The sequence below is a fragment of the Cellulomonas sp. SLBN-39 genome, from assembly GCF_006715865.1.
Taxonomy (GTDB): Bacteria; Actinomycetota; Actinomycetes; order Actinomycetales; family Cellulomonadaceae; genus Cellulomonas.
This window is the reverse complement of the sequence record NZ_VFOA01000001.1, coordinates 560,333-577,692: the sequence shown is the minus strand read 5'-3', so window position 1 is coordinate 577,692 and position 17,360 is coordinate 560,333. Positions and strand designations below refer to the sequence as shown.

The 17,360-nt window shown below is 75.6% G+C and carries 14 protein-coding genes; 10 read left to right on the top strand and 4 right to left on the bottom strand.

Annotated features, from left to right (window positions below):
• Positions 1-12 precede the first annotated feature (12 nt).
• The 5 genes from glmU to pth all read left to right on the top strand — a co-directional run bounded on the left by glmU (position 13) and on the right by pth (position 4,890).
• Positions 13-1,695 (top strand): bifunctional UDP-N-acetylglucosamine diphosphorylase/glucosamine-1-phosphate N-acetyltransferase GlmU, encoded by a 1,683-nt coding sequence (gene glmU / locus FBY24_RS02495; protein ID WP_142157768.1) that lies wholly within the window; start codon positions 13-15, stop codon positions 1,693-1,695.
• Positions 1,692-2,675, top strand: a complete 984-nt coding sequence (locus FBY24_RS02490) for a ribose-phosphate diphosphokinase (RefSeq protein ID WP_142157766.1) — start codon at positions 1,692-1,694, stop codon at positions 2,673-2,675. The genes glmU and FBY24_RS02490 overlap by 4 nt, the downstream gene beginning before the upstream one ends.
• Before the next feature lies 1 nt (position 2,676).
• Positions 2,677-3,312: an SIMPL domain-containing protein gene (locus FBY24_RS02485; protein WP_142157764.1), complete on the top strand. Its 636-nt coding sequence runs from the start codon at positions 2,677-2,679 to the stop codon at positions 3,310-3,312.
• Between the two features lie 286 nt (positions 3,313-3,598).
• A complete protein-coding gene (locus tag FBY24_RS02480) occupies positions 3,599-4,180 on the top strand; it encodes a 50S ribosomal protein L25/general stress protein Ctc (RefSeq protein WP_142157762.1) in 582 nt (193 codons plus the stop codon).
• An 89-nt stretch (positions 4,181-4,269) separates the two neighbouring features.
• Complete coding sequence (gene pth, locus FBY24_RS02475) at positions 4,270-4,890, top strand: aminoacyl-tRNA hydrolase (RefSeq protein WP_142157760.1); 621 nt, start codon at positions 4,270-4,272, stop codon at positions 4,888-4,890.
• Positions 4,891-4,967: 77 nt separating this feature from the next.
• Here the strand turns inward: pth and FBY24_RS02470 are convergent, their stop codons facing one another.
• From FBY24_RS02470 to FBY24_RS02455, 4 genes are all read right to left on the bottom strand, one after another.
• On the bottom strand, positions 4,968-7,202 hold the full coding sequence (locus FBY24_RS02470; protein ID WP_142157758.1) for a right-handed parallel beta-helix repeat-containing protein: 2,235 nt from the start codon (positions 7,200-7,202) through the stop codon (positions 4,968-4,970).
• A 351-nt stretch (positions 7,203-7,553) separates the two neighbouring features.
• The gene (locus FBY24_RS02465; protein ID WP_142157756.1) at positions 7,554-9,161 is read right to left on the bottom strand and encodes a right-handed parallel beta-helix repeat-containing protein; all 1,608 of its coding nucleotides are present in this window, start codon (positions 9,159-9,161) and stop codon (positions 7,554-7,556) included.
• Positions 9,162-9,396: 235 nt separating this feature from the next.
• Positions 9,397-10,542 (bottom strand): glycosyltransferase family 1 protein, encoded by a 1,146-nt coding sequence (locus tag FBY24_RS02460; protein WP_160158405.1) that lies wholly within the window; start codon positions 10,540-10,542, stop codon positions 9,397-9,399.
• Positions 10,539-11,465 carry a glycosyltransferase family 2 protein gene (locus FBY24_RS02455; protein WP_142157752.1) on the bottom strand — a complete coding sequence of 309 codons (927 nt, stop codon included), beginning with the start codon at positions 11,463-11,465 and terminating at the stop codon, positions 10,539-10,541. Before FBY24_RS02455 ends, FBY24_RS02460 begins: the two co-directional genes overlap by 4 nt.
• Positions 11,466-11,546: 81 nt before the next feature.
• Here FBY24_RS02455 and FBY24_RS02450 point away from each other — a divergent pair, with 81 nt between their 5' ends.
• The 5 genes from FBY24_RS02450 (at position 11,547) to FBY24_RS02430 (ending at position 17,333) form a co-directional block, all read left to right on the top strand.
• Entirely contained in the window at positions 11,547-12,683 is a 1,137-nt protein-coding gene (locus FBY24_RS02450) for a glycosyltransferase (protein ID WP_255432177.1), read from the top strand.
• A gap of 148 nt (positions 12,684-12,831) precedes the next feature.
• Positions 12,832-14,370, top strand: a complete 1,539-nt coding sequence (locus FBY24_RS02445) for a sugar transferase (RefSeq protein ID WP_142157750.1) — start codon at positions 12,832-12,834, stop codon at positions 14,368-14,370.
• Positions 14,371-14,551: 181 nt separating this feature from the next.
• A complete protein-coding gene (locus FBY24_RS02440) occupies positions 14,552-15,754 on the top strand; it encodes a DUF1972 domain-containing protein (protein ID WP_142157748.1) in 1,203 nt (400 codons plus the stop codon).
• Between the two features lie 62 nt (positions 15,755-15,816).
• A complete protein-coding gene (locus FBY24_RS02435; RefSeq protein WP_142157746.1) occupies positions 15,817-16,593 on the top strand; it encodes a CDP-alcohol phosphatidyltransferase family protein in 777 nt (258 codons plus the stop codon).
• Positions 16,590-17,333, top strand: a complete 744-nt coding sequence (locus FBY24_RS02430) for a ubiquinol-cytochrome c reductase iron-sulfur subunit N-terminal domain-containing protein (protein WP_160158404.1) — start codon at positions 16,590-16,592, stop codon at positions 17,331-17,333. Before FBY24_RS02435 ends, FBY24_RS02430 begins: the two co-directional genes overlap by 4 nt.
• Positions 17,334-17,360: the final 27 nt, after the last annotated feature.

Here is a 17,360-nt window from a genome sequence, read left to right as displayed (position 1 = left end):
GAGCACCCACTGGTGAGCGTCCCACGCCCAGCCGCCGTCATCGTCCTCGCAGCAGGTGAGGGCACCCGCATGCGGTCGGCGACCCCCAAGGTCCTGCACACGCTCGCCGGGCGCAGCATGGTCGGGCACGCGCTCGCCGCCGCGCGCGCCCTCGAGCCCGAGCGGGTCGCCGTCGTGGTGCGCCACGAGCGCGAGCGCGTCGCCGCGCACGTCGGCGAGGTCGACCCCGCCGCCCTGCTGGTCGACCAGGACGACGTGCCCGGCACCGGCCGCGCCGTGCAGGTCGCGATGTCGGCCCTCGACGCCGCCGCGCAGGCCGCGGTCGCCGACGCCTCGGCGGACGCCGCGGCCGACCACGACGCCCACGGCGGCTCCGCGGCCGACGCGCTCCTCGAGGGCGCGGTCGTCGTGCTCGCCGGCGACGTCCCGCTGCTCGACGCGGGCACGCTCACCGAGCTGCTGGTGGCGCACACCGAGGACGGCAACGCCGTCACCGTGCTGACCACCGAGGTGCCCGACCCCACGGGTTACGGCCGCGTGCTGCGCGAGCCCGGCACCGGCGACGTCCTCGGCGTCGTGGAGGAGAAGGACGCGACCGACGAGCAGCGGCTCGTCGCCGAGATCAACACCTCGGTGTACGTGTTCGACGCCGCCGTGCTGCGCGCCGGCCTGGCCCGTCTCGGCCGCGACAACGCGCAGGGCGAGGTGTACCTGACCGACGTGCTGGCGATCGCCCGCGGCGACGGCGGGCACGTGCGCGCGCTGCGCACCGACGACCCCCTGAGCGTCGAGGGCGTCAACGACCGCGTCCAGCTCGCCGCCCTGCGCGCCGAGCTCAACCGCCGCATCCTCGAGGACTGGATGCGCGAGGGCGTCACCGTCGTCGACCCCCTCACCACCTGGGTCGACGTCGACGTGGACCTGGCCCGCGACGTCACGCTGCTGCCCGGCACCCAGCTGCACGGCGCCACGAGCGTCGGCGAGGGCGCCACCGTCGGCCCCGACACCACGCTCACCGACGTCGAGGTCGGTGCCGGCGCCCGCGTCGTGCGCACCCACGGCGACCTCGCCGTCGTCGGCCCCGGCGCCACCGTCGGCCCGTTCGCCTACCTGCGCCCCGGCACCGTGCTGGGCGAGCGCGGCAAGATCGGCACGTTCGTCGAGACGAAGAACGCCACGATCGGCGAGGGCTCGAAGATCCCGCACCTGTCCTACGTCGGCGACGCCACGATCGGCGAGCACACGAACATCGGTGCCGCGTCGGTGACCGTCAACTACGACGGCGTGAACAAGCACCGCACCGTGATCGGGTCCTACGCCCGCACCGGCGCGGACAACATGTTCGTCGCCCCCGTCGAGGTCGGCGACGGCGCCTACACCGGTGCCGGCACGGTCGTGCGCCGCGACGTGCCCCCCGGCGCGCTCGCCGTCAGCGCCGGCTCGCAGCGCACCATCGAGAGCTGGGTGCAGCGCTCGCGGGCGGGCACCCCGGCCGCCGAGGCCGCGGCCCGCGCCCGCGGTGCCCGGGCCGACGGAGACCTGTCGCCCCAGGCCCGCGCCGAGCGGGAGCGCGCGTCCCGCGCGTCGTCGCCCGTCACGCCGCCGCCGCACCTGCCCGGGCAGCCCGAGGCGCTGCCCGACCCCACCGACGCGTCCGACGGCGCGCGCACCACGAGCGAGGACACCACCCGATGACCGGCATCATCAGCACCGACGGCGCCAAGCGGCTGGTCCTCGTCTCGGGGCGCGCGCACCCCGAGCTCGCGGTCGAGGTCGCCGAGAACCTGGGCGTCGAGCTGGTCCCGACCGACGCGTACGACTTCGCGAACGGCGAGATCTACGTGCGCTTCGGGGAGTCGGTGCGCGGCGCGGACGCGTTCGTCCTGCAGTCGCACGGCTCGCCGATCAACCAGTGGATCATGGAGCAGCTGCTCATGGTCGACGCCCTCAAGCGGGCGTCCGCCAAGACGATCACCGTCGTCGCCCCGTTCTACGGGTACGCGCGCCAGGACAAGAAGCACCGCGGGCGCGAGCCCATCTCGGCCCGCCTCATGGCCGACCTGTTCCTCACCGCCGGCGCCGACCGGCTCATGAGCGTGGACCTGCACGCCGCGCAGACCCAGGGGTACTTCGACGGACCGGTCGACCACCTGTGGGCGCAGCCGATCCTCGTGGAGTACGTCCGCACGCGCGTCGACCTGTCGAACGTCGCGGTGGTCTCCCCGGACGCCGGCCGCATCCGGGTCGCGGAGCAGTGGGCCGCCAAGCTGGGCGACTGCCCGCTCGCGTTCGTGCACAAGACCCGCGACATCCGCGCCGCCAACAAGGCCGTCGCCAACCGCGTCGTCGGCGACGTCGAGGGCCGCACCTGCGTGATCGTCGACGACCTCATCGACACCGCCGGGACGATCGCGGGCGCCGTGCGCGTCGTGCTCGAGGCCGGCGCCAAGGACGTCATCGTCGCCGCGACGCACGGCGTGCTGTCCGACCCCGCGGCCGAGCGCCTGCAGGCGTGCGGCGCCCGCGAGGTCATCATCACCGACACCCTCCCGATCCCCGAGGAGCGCCGGTTCCCGCAGCTGACGGTCCTGTCGATCGCGCCGCTGCTGGCCCGGGCGATCCGCGAGGTCTTCGACGACGGCTCCGTCACGAGCCTGTTCGACGGGAACGCCTGACGTGCACCCCGCCGACGAGCACCGCGAGCACCGCGGTCCGCGCGGCGGGGTGACCGTGCGCGGCGCGGGCGCGGTCGACGTGACGCCCGACGTCGTGGTCGCCGACCTGGCGACCGAGGCTCGCGCCGGCGACGTCGGGCAGGCGCTGTCGTCCGCGACGGCGGCGCTCGCCGCGGTCCGGGCCGCGCTGCGCACCGCGGGCGTGCCCGACGCCGACGTGCGCACCGGCACCACGTCCACGTGGACCGAGCAGGTCGAGGACCGCCTGCGCGTGGTCGCGCACCTCGGCCTCGTCGTGACGCTGCGCCACGTGCCGTCGGCGGGCGACGTCGTCACCGCGGCGCTCGCGGCGGGCGGAGACGAGGTCCGGCTCGGCGGGCTGCGGCTGGTCGTGGCCGACCCGGGCCCGGCGCGCGGGCAGGCCCGCGAGCTCGCGTGGCAGGACGCGCGGGCGAGCGCCGAGCACCTCGCGCACCTCGCCGGCCGCGGCCTGGGCCCGGTGCTGTGGGTGCACGAGGACGACCCGTCGGGCGGCGCCGCGCCCGCGTTCGCCCGGGTGGCGGGCGCGATGCCGGTCGAGCCGGGGGAGCAGGCGGTGCGGGCCGCCCTGACCGCACGCTGGGCCTGGGCCGACTGACCCCGGGGCCCCAGGGCCGCGGTTGGGGACCGGGGCGCGCAGCGGGTAACATGACCAGGTTGCCTCGGCGAGGGACGACGGACGGTCGACCTGGATGCACCATCTCCGGGACGCCCACCGGCTCCGTGATCGACTGGGTGGTGCCTCCGCGTGCGCCCCTGCCCGTCCTGCGTCCCGCGTCGAGGCCACCGGACCAGCGTGTCCGACGCCCCCTGGGGCCCACCCGTCCGCCAGCACGCCGCGCGCCACCCATCAGGCGCCCACCGTCATCTCCGAGGAGTCTGTCGTGTCCGAGATCAAGCTCACCGCCACCGCCCGCACCGAGTTCGGCAAGGGTGCCGCCCGTCGTCTGCGCCGCGCGCACCAGATCCCCGCGGTCCTCTACGGGCACGGCACGCAGCCGGTGCACGTCGCGCTGCCGGGCCACGAGACGATGCTCGCCGTGAAGCAGGCCAACGCCCTCTTCGCCATCGAGCTCGACGGCACGACGACCCTCGCGATCACCAAGGACGTCCAGCGCGACGTCGTGCGGCAGATCATCGAGCACATCGACCTGCTCATCGTCACCAAGGGCGAGAAGGTCTCCGTCGACATCCCCGTCACGATCGTCGGCGAGTCGGCGCCCGGCACGATCCACGTCGTCGAGACGCAGACGCTCGTGCTCGAGGCCGACGCCACGCAGCTGCCCACCGAGGTCCAGGTCTCGATCGAGGGCCTCGAGGCCGGGGCGTCGGTCACGGCCGGCGAGATCACCCTGCCCGAGGGCTCGACGCTCGTCACCGAGCCCGAGCACGTGGTCGTCATGATCAGCATCCCGCAGGGCGCGGTGGACGCCGACGCCGAGGCCGCCGCGGCCGCCGAGGCCTGATCCGCACCTCGCACCACCCCGACGCCCGGTACCGTCCCCACGGTGCCGGGCGTCGTCGTGGGCACACCCCGCAGACCGACGGAGGATCGATGAGCGACGGACCCTGGTTGGTCGTCGGGCTCGGCAACCCCGGCCCCCAGTACGCCGGCAACCGGCACAACGTCGGGCAGATGGTGCTCGACGAGCTCGCGCAGCGGTGCGGCGTCACCTTCGGCAGCCGCGGCGCGGGCCTGCTCGGCCGGCGACCGCAGGCCGCGACCGCCGACGCCCGGCTCGGCACCCTTCCGGGCGGCGTGCCCGGTCCCCGGGTGGTCCTGGCCAAGCCCACCACGTACATGAACGTCTCCGGCGGGCCCGTGGCGGCCCTCGCGCGCTACCACGACGTGCCGGCCGAGCGGGTCGTCATGGTGCACGACGAGCTCGACATCCCGTTCGCCGTCGTGCGCCTCAAGCGCGGCGGAGGCGAGGGCGGGCACAACGGGCTGCGTGACACGACCAAGGCGCTCGGCACCAAGGACTACGTCCGCGTCCGCGTCGGCGTGGGCCGCCCGCCCGGGCGGCAGGACCCGGCGGACTTCGTCCTCAAGGACTTCTCGACGACCGAGAAGAAGGACCTGCCCTGGCTGCTCGACCGTGCGGCCGACGCCGTGGAGGCCGTGCTGCTCGAGGGTCTCGAGGCCGCCCAGCTGCGGTTCCACACCAAGGCGTAGGCGCCACGGGGGCGGAGGCGCAGCGGGGGCCCGTGACCGACCGGTCACGGGCCCCCGCTGCGTGGCGGCGCCCGGTCTCAGTCCCCGCGGGAGACCTTCACCGCGGTGCCGTCGGTGAACGTGTTCCGCGCCGTCGTCATGACCGCCATCGTGGTGCTCGGGGCGATGATCGCGCAGTTCGCGACCCGGGTGTCGCGCCCGAACACGTTGTCGGTGATGACGACGCCCTGGAACGCGCCCTTGCCCTTCTCGGCCAGGTTGACCGTGCACCCGCCGCCGTCGAGCCAGTTCTTGGTGATGCGGACGTCGGAGACGGTGCCGCGGTCCTGCGTGAACTGGATGCCGCTGTTCGTGGCGTCCTCGATCGTGTTGCCGGTGATCCGGATGTTCGACCCCACCTGGATCTGGATGCTGTCGTCGTGGCTCGGGGTCCCGCCCTGCAGCGGGTCGTTCTCGTAGTGCAGGTTGTCGTGCAGCCACGAGGACTCGACCGTGACGTTGCCACCGGTGAGGTGGAAGTGGTCGATGACGTGGTGGATGTTGCTGCGGCGGACCGTGATGTCCTGGCCGCGGAACCCGTCGATGTGCGCGGAGGGGCTCTGGGCGTACAGCTCGCTGTCCTCGACCGTGACGCTGGCACCCGCCGACGTCGAGACCAGGGACCGCTGGATCGTCGTCGCCGTGCCGCGGACGATCGACTTGCGGATCGTCACGCCCGGCGCGGTGACCTTGACGAACCCGCGCACGTCCAGCCCCTCGACGACCTGCCCGGGTGTGCTGAGCGTGAGGTCTCCCTGGTGCACGGTCAGCTTGGTCCCGGCCGGCACGCCCGTGTTGCCCGGCCCGGGCTTGACGGCGCCGGGTGCCGGGGCGGCGGTGGGCGCCGGCGTCGGGGCGGCGGTCGGCTTCGGCGTGGGGGACGCGGTCGGCGTCGGCTTCGGCGTGGGCGTCACGGTCGGCGTCGGGGACGGCTTCGGCGTGGCGCTGGCCGTCGGCGTCGGCGTCGGCTTCGGCGTGGCGCTGGCCGTCGGGGTGGGCGTCGCCGTCCGCGTCGGCGGTGCGACGGTGGCGCCGCCGGTGCCGACGACCCAGCCGACGATCTCCGGCGTCAGGCGCACGCTCGCCGACGACGACGTCAGCGTGATCGCGTGCTGCTCGTCGCCCACGAGCGGGATCAGCGCCTGGTTGAGCGCCGGCACGTCCGGCGACGCGACGAGGAACGACGTCTCCCGGCAGCCGTCGGAGGCCGTGACCCCCGGGCAGGCGGCGACGGTCGTGGGCCGCCACGCTCCCGTCGCGCGCAGCCGCACCTGCACGGCCGTCGCGTCGGTCGGCACGTCGTCGAGCGTGAGCGTCGCGGTGGCCCCGGACCGCACGACGGTGTCGGCGAGCGTCTCGGGGGAGTCCAGCGTCTCGAGCGTGCCGCCGGCCGCCCCCGCGGTCGCGGGAACCCAGAAACCGTCGACGTCGAGCGCGACGTCGTGGGTGCCCTGCAGGTTGAACAGCTGCAGGCGCGCACCGGGTGACAGGCGCACGACCGTCGAGGCCTGCCGGGCCCGGCCGGGCAGCGGGTTGAGCGTCGACGTGGTCGCGCAGCCCGCCGCGGCCTGGTCGGCGGGGCACACCGCGACGTACGAGGACTCGCTGCTCGCCGCGGTGGACGACAGCCGCACGGCGACGGCGGTGGCACCCGCAGGGGCGCCGGGGATCGTGACGGTCGTCGAGCCGCGGCCCGCGAGCGTCGTCTCGACGGCGCGCCGCGGGTCGACGGGCACGTAGAGGGAGTCCGTGGCGGCGGGCGACTGCGTGGCGTCGACGCCGTAGCCGTGCAGGTCGACGAACACGCGTGCGGCGGCGCTGGCGCGCACGACGACGGTCGGGCGGCCCTGGGACACGGGGACGGTGACCGTGGCGGACCCCGGCTCGCCCGCGGGCACGGTGAGGGCCGTCGGGCCGGAGCACGTGGCCTCGTCCGCGGGGCAGACCGTGACGGCGGTGCTCCGCGCGGTGGTCTGGCCGGTGGTGACCTGGAGCGTGGCGGAGGTGGCGCCCGCCGGGACGGACGGCAGCGTCACGGTGGCGGAGCCGCCCGCCTCGAGCGTGGTCCCGGTCAGCACCCGGGCGGGCGAGAGCGGGCGGTACGCGGGGGCGGGGGTGGACGACGCGGGGGCGATCACCGCGACGACGAGCGCGACGACGAGGCCGGCGGTGGTGGCGAGCGCGGCCGCGGTCCGACGTCCGGGGTTGCCGGAGCGGTGGGCGTGGCGGGTGCGTCGCGGGCGGCGGGCTGTCGTGGCGGGTCGTCCTCGCACGGGCGGTCTCCAAGGGTGGGGGCCAGGGCGTCGTGCGGCGATCCGGAGGTGCCTGCAGGCGTCCTGCGTGTGAGCGCCACCGGGCCCGAGGAGCCCGGGTGCGTCGTGGACACGTGGGGAGGACCGGGCTCGCCGCGCTGGTTGGAGCATAGGAAGGAACACCCGTTCGGCCTACCGCCGTCGCCGTGGACGCCACCTGGACGCGCCGTTACCGGTTCGTGACCTGCGGGAAGACCCTCGTTCACCCTGTCCGCATCGTGAGACAAAACCGCGCCCGCGGGGGGCCGGCCCCGGGCGCGCGCGAGCCCGCCCCTCGTGCGAGGGGCGGGCTCGGGTGCTGCTGCGTGGTGGTCAGCCCTTGCGGACGGTGGCGACCACACCGTCGACGAAGTAGTTGTTCGCCGTGACCGGCTTCGTCGTGGTGGGCGAGATGATCGCGCAGTTGTAGTGCTTGGTGGTGCGCCCGAACGTGTTGTTCGTGATCGTGATCCCCTGGAACGGGCCCTTGCCCTTCTCCGCCAGGTTGATCGTGCAGCCGCCGCCGTCGAGGTAGTTCTGGTCGACCGTGACGTTGGAGACGATGCCCTGGTCCTGGGTGAACTGGATGCCCGTGTTGAAGGCGCCCTCGATCCGGTTGCCCGTGATCTTGATGTTCGTGCCCTTCTGGATCTGGATGCTGTCGTCGTGGCTCGGGGTGTTGTTCTGCGCGGGGTCGACCTCGTAGTGCAGGTTGTCGTGCAGGTACGAGTCCTCGATCACGACGTTGTCGCCGTAGACGTGCGCCATGTCGATGACGTCGTGCACGTTGACCCGGGTGAGCGTGAAGTTCGAGCCGCGCAGGCCGTCGACCCAGGGGCCGGGGGCGGAGTTGTACAGCTCGGTGTCGACCACCTTCACCGACGCGCCGACCGTGGTGTTGGTGATGAGCGCGGTCTGGGTGGACGTCGCCGCGCCTCGGATGATCGAGTTCTTGATCGTGACGTTCGGCGCCGTCACCCGGACGAAGCCGCGGACGTCGAGGCCGCTCACGACCTGGCCGGGCGTGCTCAGCGTCAGGTTGCCCTGGTGGACCGTCAGGCGCGTGCCGACCGGCGTGCCCGTGGTGAGCTCGGTCGGGCCGTACGCCTCGGCGGTGCTCGCCATGACCCCGGGGGCGACGGCCTCGGCGGGCGCGGTGCCGACCCACACGTCGGAGAACCGCGAGGTGATCGGCACGTTGGTCGCGGAGCCCGACGTGTACGTCGACAGCGCCAGGCCGCCGGGCACCTGCAGGCCCGTGGTGGAGTCGCTCACGGCGAGGTTCCAGGCGGCGGGCTCGGCGGTGCCGACCGGCCACGCCTTGGCCTGCAGCGCGGTCGGGCTGGTGCCGGTCACCTGCAGGCGCACCTCGAGCTGGCCGCCGGGGGCCAGGCGCAGGCCCGTCGTCGTCTGGCTGGCGATCGTGGTGGTCGTGGCGCCGGCCGCCACGAGCGAGAGCCGCACCGACCCGTCGGCCATCACCTTGGTGCGGAGCTTGTAGCCCTTCGACGCGTCCACGGCGCGGCCCGTGACGTCGAGGTCGACGCTGCCGGCGGACGGCAGCTTGTCGAGGCCGACCTGGGCCTGCACCTCCGCCTCGGAGGTGCTGGCGCCCGCCAGCTGCGCACCCAGGTGCCACCCGGCGCCGCGGACCTTCATGGCCGCGACGCCCCCGGCGACGGAGAAGTCGGTCGCCGTGCCACCGGTCGTCGTCCACGCGCCACCCGTCGTCGCGCTGCCCCAGCCGCCCGTCGTGGTGCGCCCGAACGCGTCCACGGCCACCGGCGGGAGCGCGGCGGCGGACTGGGCCTGGCTGACGTAGCCGGGCTCGGTCGCGGCCTGGGCCGGGAGGGTCAGCAGGAGGGTGGTGCCGAGCGCGGACGCGGCGGTGACGGCGAGGGCGCGGCGGGCGAACGAGGCGCTGTGGGGCGCAGCGGACATGGTCGGGCTCCTTCAGGCGGGTGGGCGCCGTCCGGACCGCGGGGGTGATCCGGTCTAGCGCCGTCGAGCCTGGGAGCGGCCCGACGAGGAGCCATTCGGCTGGAAGGGGGAGGTCGTTAACGGGACCTTCGGGGACCTGTCTGGACGAACGTCCGACAGGCGGGTGAAACGAATCGGTCAAAGCCCGCACCCCGATCGGGGGGCCTACCGGTGACCAGCACCGCCATTCGGGTGACTATCGAGTGTGACTACCGGCACGTTCCAGTGCGACTCGCGCTGATGTGACGAAGGTCACAGCAGAATCGTCCCATGTGAACCGTCCGACGTGGCGCCGGGCGGCCTCCGGGTCGAACGGGAGGCGCCCCTCGAACGCCTCGCGCAGCCGCGCCGCGAGAGCCTCGGCGGCGCCGGGGGCCGTCGGGTCCACGTACGAGCAGACGTCGCCGCCGGCCTCCGGGATCGCCGTCGCGTCCGACGCGATCACGGGCGTGCCCGCCGCCAGCGCCTCCAGCACGGGGATCCCCCAGCCCTCGCCCAGCGAGGGGAAGGCCAGCACGGTCGCCCGGCGGTACAGCTCCCACAGCGCGTCCTGCGGCACGTCCTGCAGGTGCACCGCCCGCGGCTCGGCCGCGAGGCGCGCCAGGGTCTGCGGGTCCTCGAAGTCGTCGCGACCCACCACGACGAGCCGCACGTCGGGGTCGTCGACCAGCGCCAGGGCGTCCAGGGCCAGGCGCAGGTTCTTGCGGGGCTCGAGCCGGCCCACCATCAGGGCGTACCGCGTCCCCGCGGGGACGGCCGCCGGGAGGGTGCCCGTCCCCGTCGCCGCCGAGACGTCCGCGCCGTTGCGCACCAGCAGCACGTCGTCCTCGTCGCGTCCGTACGCGCGGGCGATCTCGCGGCGCGAGTACTCCGACACGGTCGCCACGGTCCCCGCGCGTCGCGCCGACCACCCGACGAGCAGCCTGTTGCGCCAGCGGGTGCGCACGTCGAAGAACTCGGGATGGGTGTGGAACAGCACGTCGTGCACGACCACGAGCTGGCGGCGCGGGTGGCGCGGAGGGCTGAAGTACTGCGTCACCAGCACGTCGAGCCGGTCGTCGCGCACGGCCGCCGGCCAGAAGGCCAGGTTGCGGACGACCGCGCCCTGCGGCGGCAGCAGCCGGTGCTCGACGTTCGGCGCCGGGCCGAGCAGGGCCGCCGCCGCCACGGGGTCGCCCGTGTAGACGACGAAGGTCAGGTCCGGGGCCAGGGCGGGGGCGCGGCGCAGGATCTCCAGCACCCAGGTGCGTGAACCCTGGAACTTGCCGTCGAGCACGTGCGCGTCGACCCCGACCCGCCCGCCCGTGCCGCTCGCACCGCCCGCCGGTGCGCCGGCGCTCACGCCGCCACCGCCGTCCGCGCCCCGCGCGGGCGGCGCACGAGCGCCCGGACCGCCCAGCCGGCGCCCTCGACCGACCCGCGGGTCACCGCCCACACCGGGCCCCACGGGCGCAGCAGCTGGCGCCGCCCCCCGCGCAGCAGCACGGCGCGCGCGTACCCCGGCGTGCGCCACAGCCACCGCCGCACGTCGGCCGCGGGCAGGTGCTTGGCGGCGAACACCAGCCGGTTGCGGGTGTTCCAGCGGTAGTACGTGGCCGACTTCGCGCCCGCGGTCCCCGCGTCCTGCGTGCCGCCCACGTCGTGCACCGCCACGAGGTCCTGCCGCACCAGCACGGTTCCGCCGGCGGCCGTGCACCGGTACGACAGGTCGACGTCCTCCCAGTAGAGGAAGTAGTCGTCGTCGAAGCCGCCCAGCTCGTCCCACCACGCCACCGACGCCGCCAGGCACGCCCCCGAGACCCAGCCGTGCGCCTGCGGCGTGCCGTCCGTGACGACGTTGCGGGTCCGCCCCGCGGCCACGTCGATCTCGCCGCCCGTGAACCACGGCCTGCCGTCGGCGCGGTCCACGCGCGGCGAGACGAGCGTGCGGGGCGTGCGGTCGACCTGCTCGGCCAGCGCGTCCAGCGTCGGGGCGTCGACGCGGGCGTCCGGGTTCACCAGGACGACGGCCGTGCACCCGAGCGCGGCCGCCCGGCGCACCCCGGCGTCGGCCGCGGCGCCGAAGCCCGGGTTCGCGTCCTGCGCGACCAGGTCCCAGCCGTGCTCCTGCGCGCACTCGCGGACCTCGGCGCGCGAGCGCGCGTCCCGCAGGTTGTCGACGACCACGACCCGGTGCGGCGTCCGCAGGGCGGACAGGTCGACGGTGGCGAGGTTCTCCCGCAGCAGCGGTGCGGAGCCGAAGCTCACGACGACGATCCCCAGCACGCTCGAACGCTATCTTGTCGAGCACCCGGGCGACGGCCGGACCGCGGGTGAGACCGCCGACGACGAGCGAGAGGGGTGCCCGTGCCGCAGGGGACCACCGGGGCCGGCGCCCCGACCCGCACCGTCCGCCCGAGCACCGTGCGCCTGCCGCGCGTGCGGCTCTACGAGACCGTCCGCACCGCCCACCTGGAGCGCGCCCACGAGCTCGCGCCCGCCTCGATCGTCTACCGGCGCCGGCGGTACGACTTCGACGCGGACCTCGCCGCCGGGCTCGACCTCGTCGAGGCCGGCCCGCTGCGGGCCGCCTGGGTGCTGGGCCGCTCCGACGTGCGCGAGCTCGAGGTCAACGAGCCGCTCATGGTCTCGAGCCTGCGCCGCACCGCGCTCGCGCTCGCCGCCGTCGACGCTGCGGCCCGCGTGCGGCGCCGGCCGCGGCCCGTCGTCGTGACGTACGCGATCGCCAACGACGACCCGTGGCGCCCGCCCGCGCGGCCCGGGCTGCGCGGCCGTGCCCGGCGCGCGCTCGACCGGTGGCTCGTCGGGCACGTCGCCCGCCGTGTCGACCGGGTCGTGCACGGGACGCAGGCCTCCCTCGACCTGTACCGCCGGCTCACCCCCGCCCTGCTGGAGCGGGCCGCGCACGCCCTCGTGCCCGCGCTGCCCGCCCCCTGCCCGTGCGGACCGCCCGCCCCCGTGCCCGGCAGCGTGCTGTTCGTCGGCGCGTTCGAGGCGCGCAAGGGCGTGCCCGAGCTGCTCGCGGCCTGGCCGCTGGTCGTCGCGCAGCGGCCCGACGCCCGGCTCACGCTCGTGGGCACCGGGCCCCTGCTCGAGGAGGTCCGGGCCTTCGTCGCGCCCCGCGACGAGGTCACGCTGGTCGTCGACCCGCCGCGCGAGCAGGTGCACGCCCTGCAGCGCACCCACGCCGTGGCGGTCCTGCTGTCCCAGCGCACGCGTACCTGGCGCGAGCAGGTCGGCCTGCCCGTCGTCGAGGGCCTGGCCCACGGGTGCGCCGTCGTGACGACGACCGAGGGCGGCCTGGCGGGGTGGCTCGAGGAGCACGGGCACCGCGCCCTCGACCCCGCCGCCCCCGCGGCCGACGTCGCCGCCGCCGTGGTCGCGCTCCTCGACGCCGGGCGGCAGGCCGCCGCCGTGCGGGCCGACCTGCCCGCGGTCGACGGGCGCCGCGCCGCCGACGCCTGGCTGCTGCCGACCCCCTGACCTGCTCCGGCGTCGCGCGTGCCACCCGTCCACCGGGACGGGTGAACTGCACGGGCCGCGCGGGTGAAAACGGTCGAGAGGGGAGGATCTGGACATACCTCCGGCACTACGTTCATGCGCAGTTCGCTTTCGAGGGGGGTGCGTGTTCATGACGCTGACGGCCGACTCCGGTGCCGACCGGGCCGAGACGTGGGTGGAGCGACGGCGCCCGGCACTGCACCCGCGGCGCTCGTGGGCGTCGCCGGAGCCCTTCGTCCGGCGCGCCACCGAGCACAACTCGGGCGAGGACGTGCTCGGCGCGATGCCCTGGACGCGCAGCGCGAGCGGCTACCAGCGGATCACCGTCGCGATCGACGTCGCGGTCGCCCTCGGCGCCGTGGTCGCCGCGGCCGTGCTCGGCGGCGCCGGCTGGCTGACCGCGGGCCTGCTCGGCCTGCTCGCCACGGGCACGCACGTGTCCTTCGTCGCCGCCCTGCGCGGGTACGAGCGCCACAACCTCGGCGACGGTCCCGCCGAGTTCCAGGTCGTCCTGCGCTCGGCCGTCGTGGTCGGCGCGGTCCTCATGGCCGTCGCGTTCCTCACGCCCGTCCACGTGCCGCGCGGGACGGTCCTCGTCGGGCTGCCCGTGCTCATGACGCTGGCCTGCGCCGGGCGCTACGTGCACCGTCGCGTGCTGCACGCCTCGCGGGCCCGGGGCCAGGCCATGATGCGCACGATCGTCGTCGGATCCACCGTCTCCGTGCGCGACCTGGTCCGCGACCTCGGCACCGCCCCGCACCACGGCTACCTCGTCATCGGCACCTGCCTCGCCGACGTCGTCGACGACGAGGCCGCCCAGGTGCCGCTGCCCACGCTGGGAGCGCTGTCCGACATCCCGCAGGTCGTGCACGACCACGCGGTGCAGGTCGTCGTCGTCGCCGGGGACGCCCTCGGCGGGCCCGCCCTGCGCCGGCTCTCGTGGGCCCTGCGGCGCGCCGGTGCCGAGCTCGTCGTCGCCCCCGGCCTCGTCGAGGTCGCGCAGGAGCGCGTCACCGTGCACCCGACCGCCGGGCTGTCCCTGCTGCGCCTGGAGATCGAGCCGCCCCGGCGTCGCCTCATGGCCAAGGCGGTCCTCGACCGCGTGCTGGGCCTGGTCGCGCTGGTCCTGCTCTCGCCCGTCATCGCCGCCGGCGCCCTCGCGGTGCGGCTCACGTCGCCCGGCCCGGCGTTCTACACCCAGACCCGTGTCGGGGTGGACGGCCGCGAGTTCCGGATCTGGAAGCTGCGGAGCATGTACGTCGACGCCGACCGGCGCCGCGCCGAGCTCCTCGACCGCAGCGACCGCGACGGACTGATGTTCAAGATGGCCGCCGACCCGCGCATCACGCCCGTGGGCCGGGTGCTGCGCCGTCTGTCGTTCGACGAGCTCCCGCAGTTCTGGAACGTCGTGCGCGGGGACATGTCGCTCGTCGGGCCGCGCCCGCCGCTGCGCGAGGAGGTCAGCGCGTACCACGACGCGGTGCACCAGCGGCTCAACGTCAAGCCCGGCATCACCGGCCTGTGGCAGGTCAGCGGCCGGTCGGACCTGCCGTGGGACGAGTCGATCCGCCTCGACCTGCGCTACGTCGACAACTGGTCCGTGACGATGGACCTGATGATCCTGTGGAAGACCTTCCGCGCGGTCGTCAGCGGCGCGGGGGCGTACTGAGCCCCCGGCACCGCCCCGCGCGCGGGGTGACGACGGCCCGGCCACCGGCCGGGCCCTCGTCCTGCCCGGCCGCAGCCCTCGCCGCCCGCCCCGCCGCCGGCCGCGCGCGTCACCCTGGTCTTCCCGCCCGCGCGCGGGCAGGCTGGACGAGCACGACCACCACCACGACGAGAGGACGCCGATGACGACCGCGCCGGCCCGCCCGCTGCGCATCGCGCTCATCGGCACCCGAGGGGTCCCCGCCCGCTACGGCGGCTTCGAGACCTGCGTCGAGGAGGTCGGGTCCCGCCTGGCCGACCGCGGCCACGACGTGCTGGTGTACTGCCGCACGCCCGACCCGCAGGAGCGCGTCCCCGCCTACCGCGGCATGCGGCTCGTGCACCTGCCCGCCCTGCGCCGCCGGTCGCTCGAGACCCTCAGCCACACGACGCTGTCCGTCGGCCACCAGCTGCGCCGGCCCGCGGACGCCGCGGTCCTGTTCAACGCCGCGAACGCGCCCCTGCTGCCCGCGCTGCGCGCGCGCCGGGTGCCCGTGGCCACGCACGTCGACGGCCTCGAGTGGCGCCGCGCCAAGTGGGGCGGCACCGGGCGGCGCTACTACCGTGCCGCCGAGGGGCTCGCGGTGCGCTGGTCGGACGCGCTGATCGCCGACGCCCAGGGCATCGCCGACTACTACACCGCCGAGTTCGGCGCCCCCACCGAGCTGATCGCCTACGGGGCGCCCGTGCTCGACGGTGCGGGGTCCGGACGCATCGCCGAGCTGGGCCTCCAGCGGCACGGGTACCACCTCGTCGTGGCCCGGTTCGAGCCGGAGAACCACGTCGAGCAGATCGTCGAGGGGTACCGGCGCTCGTCCGCGACCCTCCCGCTGGTGGTCGTCGGCTCCGCGCCGTACGCCGACGAGTACACCGCCCGCGTGCAGGCCGCGGCCGACGACCGGGTGCGTCTGCTCGGCGGCGTCTGGGACGCCGAGCTGCTCGACGAGCTCTACGCGAACACGCTCACCTACCTGCACGGGCACAGCGTCGGCGGTACCAACCCCTCGCTGCTGCGCGCCATCGGTGCCTCCGCGCCCACCGTCGCCTTCGACGTCGGGTTCAACCGCGAGGTGCTCGGCGCCGCGGGCTGCTGGTTCGCCACGCCCGACGACGTCGCGCGCGAGGTCGTGGCCGCCGAGGCCGACCCGGCCGCCGCCGTCGCCCGGGGGCAGGCGCTGCGCCGCCGTGCGGACGACTACGACTGGGACGACGTCGCCGACCGCTACGAGGACCTGTGCCGTCGCCTGGCCGCCGGCGAGGCGCGGGGCCGGCGCCGCCCGAGCGGACGGCGCCGCCCCGGGCCGTCCGCCACCGCCCGCCCCGCGACCGCAGGGACGCAGCGGTGACGCCGCCCGCCGCCCCGACACCCGAGCCGACACCTCGGCCGACCCCCCAGGAGGACCCACCCGTGACCGCCACCGCCGTCCGGCCCGACGAGACGTTCGCGCAGACCCTGCAGCGCCTCGGCGGCGTGCAGAAGGGCGCCAAGGGCGCCCCCGCGTACTCGCGCTTCGTCAACCGGCGCGCCGGGCGGGTGCTCGCGGCGTGGGCGTACCGGGCCGGCCTGACGCCGAACCAGGTGACGCTCGTCAGCGCCGCGTGGACGTTCTCCGCGATCGCGCTGCTCGCCCTCGCGCCGCCGGCCTGGTGGACGGGCGTCCTCGTGGCCGTGCTGCTGCTCGTCGGGTACGCGTTCGACTCCGCCGACGGGCAGGTCGCCCGCCTGCGCGGCGGCGGCAGCATCGCGGGGGAGTGGCTGGACCACGTCATCGACGCCGTCAAGGTGTCGAGCCTGCACCTGGCGCTGCTCGTCGGGCTGTTCCGCGCCGACGTGGTGCCCGACGGGTGGCTGCTCGTGCCCCTGGCGTACTCGGCCGTGTGGTCCGTGCTGTTCTTCACGATGATCCTCAACGACCAGCTGCGCCGCCAGGCCGGGCAGACGATGCGCGCCACGGCCGACGGGTCGCGCCCGTCGGTGCTGCGCTCCCTCGTCGTCGCCCCGACCGACTACGGCGTGCTCTGCCTGGCCTTCGTCCTCTACGGCGCCACGCTGCCCTTCCTCGTGGTCTACGGCCTGCTGGGTCTGGCCACCGCGGGGTACCTCGCGCTGGCGATGGGCTCCTGGTTCCGGGAGATGCGCGGGCTGCGCCGCCCGACCGGCCAGGCGCTCGGCGGCGAGTCGTGACCGGCGAGGTCGGGCCCGTCCGGCCCCCGGGCGGCGAGCTCGTCGCCCGCCCGCCGCAGAGCCCCGACGACCGCCGGCGCCGCGTCCTCGTGATCGCCGCCGGGGCCGTCGCCGCGGTCGCCGTCGGCGCGACGGCCTGGGCGGTCGTCGCCGGCGGTGGTGACGTCGCTGCCACCGCGAGCCCCACGGCCACCACGTCCGTCACGGCGGGCCCGACGGCGACCGCCGGGCCCGACGCGTCCGGCGCCCCCGTGCCCGACCCCACGACGCCCGCCCCCGGGGAGCCGGGCGGCGGCGCGACCGACGACCCCGACCCCGAGCAGGGCTTCGACCCGACCACCGAGGACGCCGTCGGGCTCGACGCGACCGCCACCTTCGACAGCGGCGTCACGGCCCGCCTCGAGGCCGTCGAGGCCGTCGAGGGCGAGGCGCAGGGGCCCGGCGAGGTCGCCGGTCCCGCCGTGCGCGTGACCGTCGAGGTCACGAACGGGACCGACGAGCCCTTGGACCTCGGCACGAGCGTCGTCAACGTCTACGGCGGTGCCGACCGGGTGCCCGGCGAGCCGCTCAGCGGTCCCGGCGTCGACGTGCTGGCCGGGTCGCTGGCCCCGGGGGAGACCGCCACCGGGACGTACGTCTTCGGGCTCGACGCCGACCTGCGCGACCCGCTGCAGGTCACGGTCAGCCACGACCCGACCGTGACCACGGTCCTCTTCGAGGGGACGGGCCCGGGCGCCTGAGCGGGGGCTGGACGCCCGCCCAGAGAT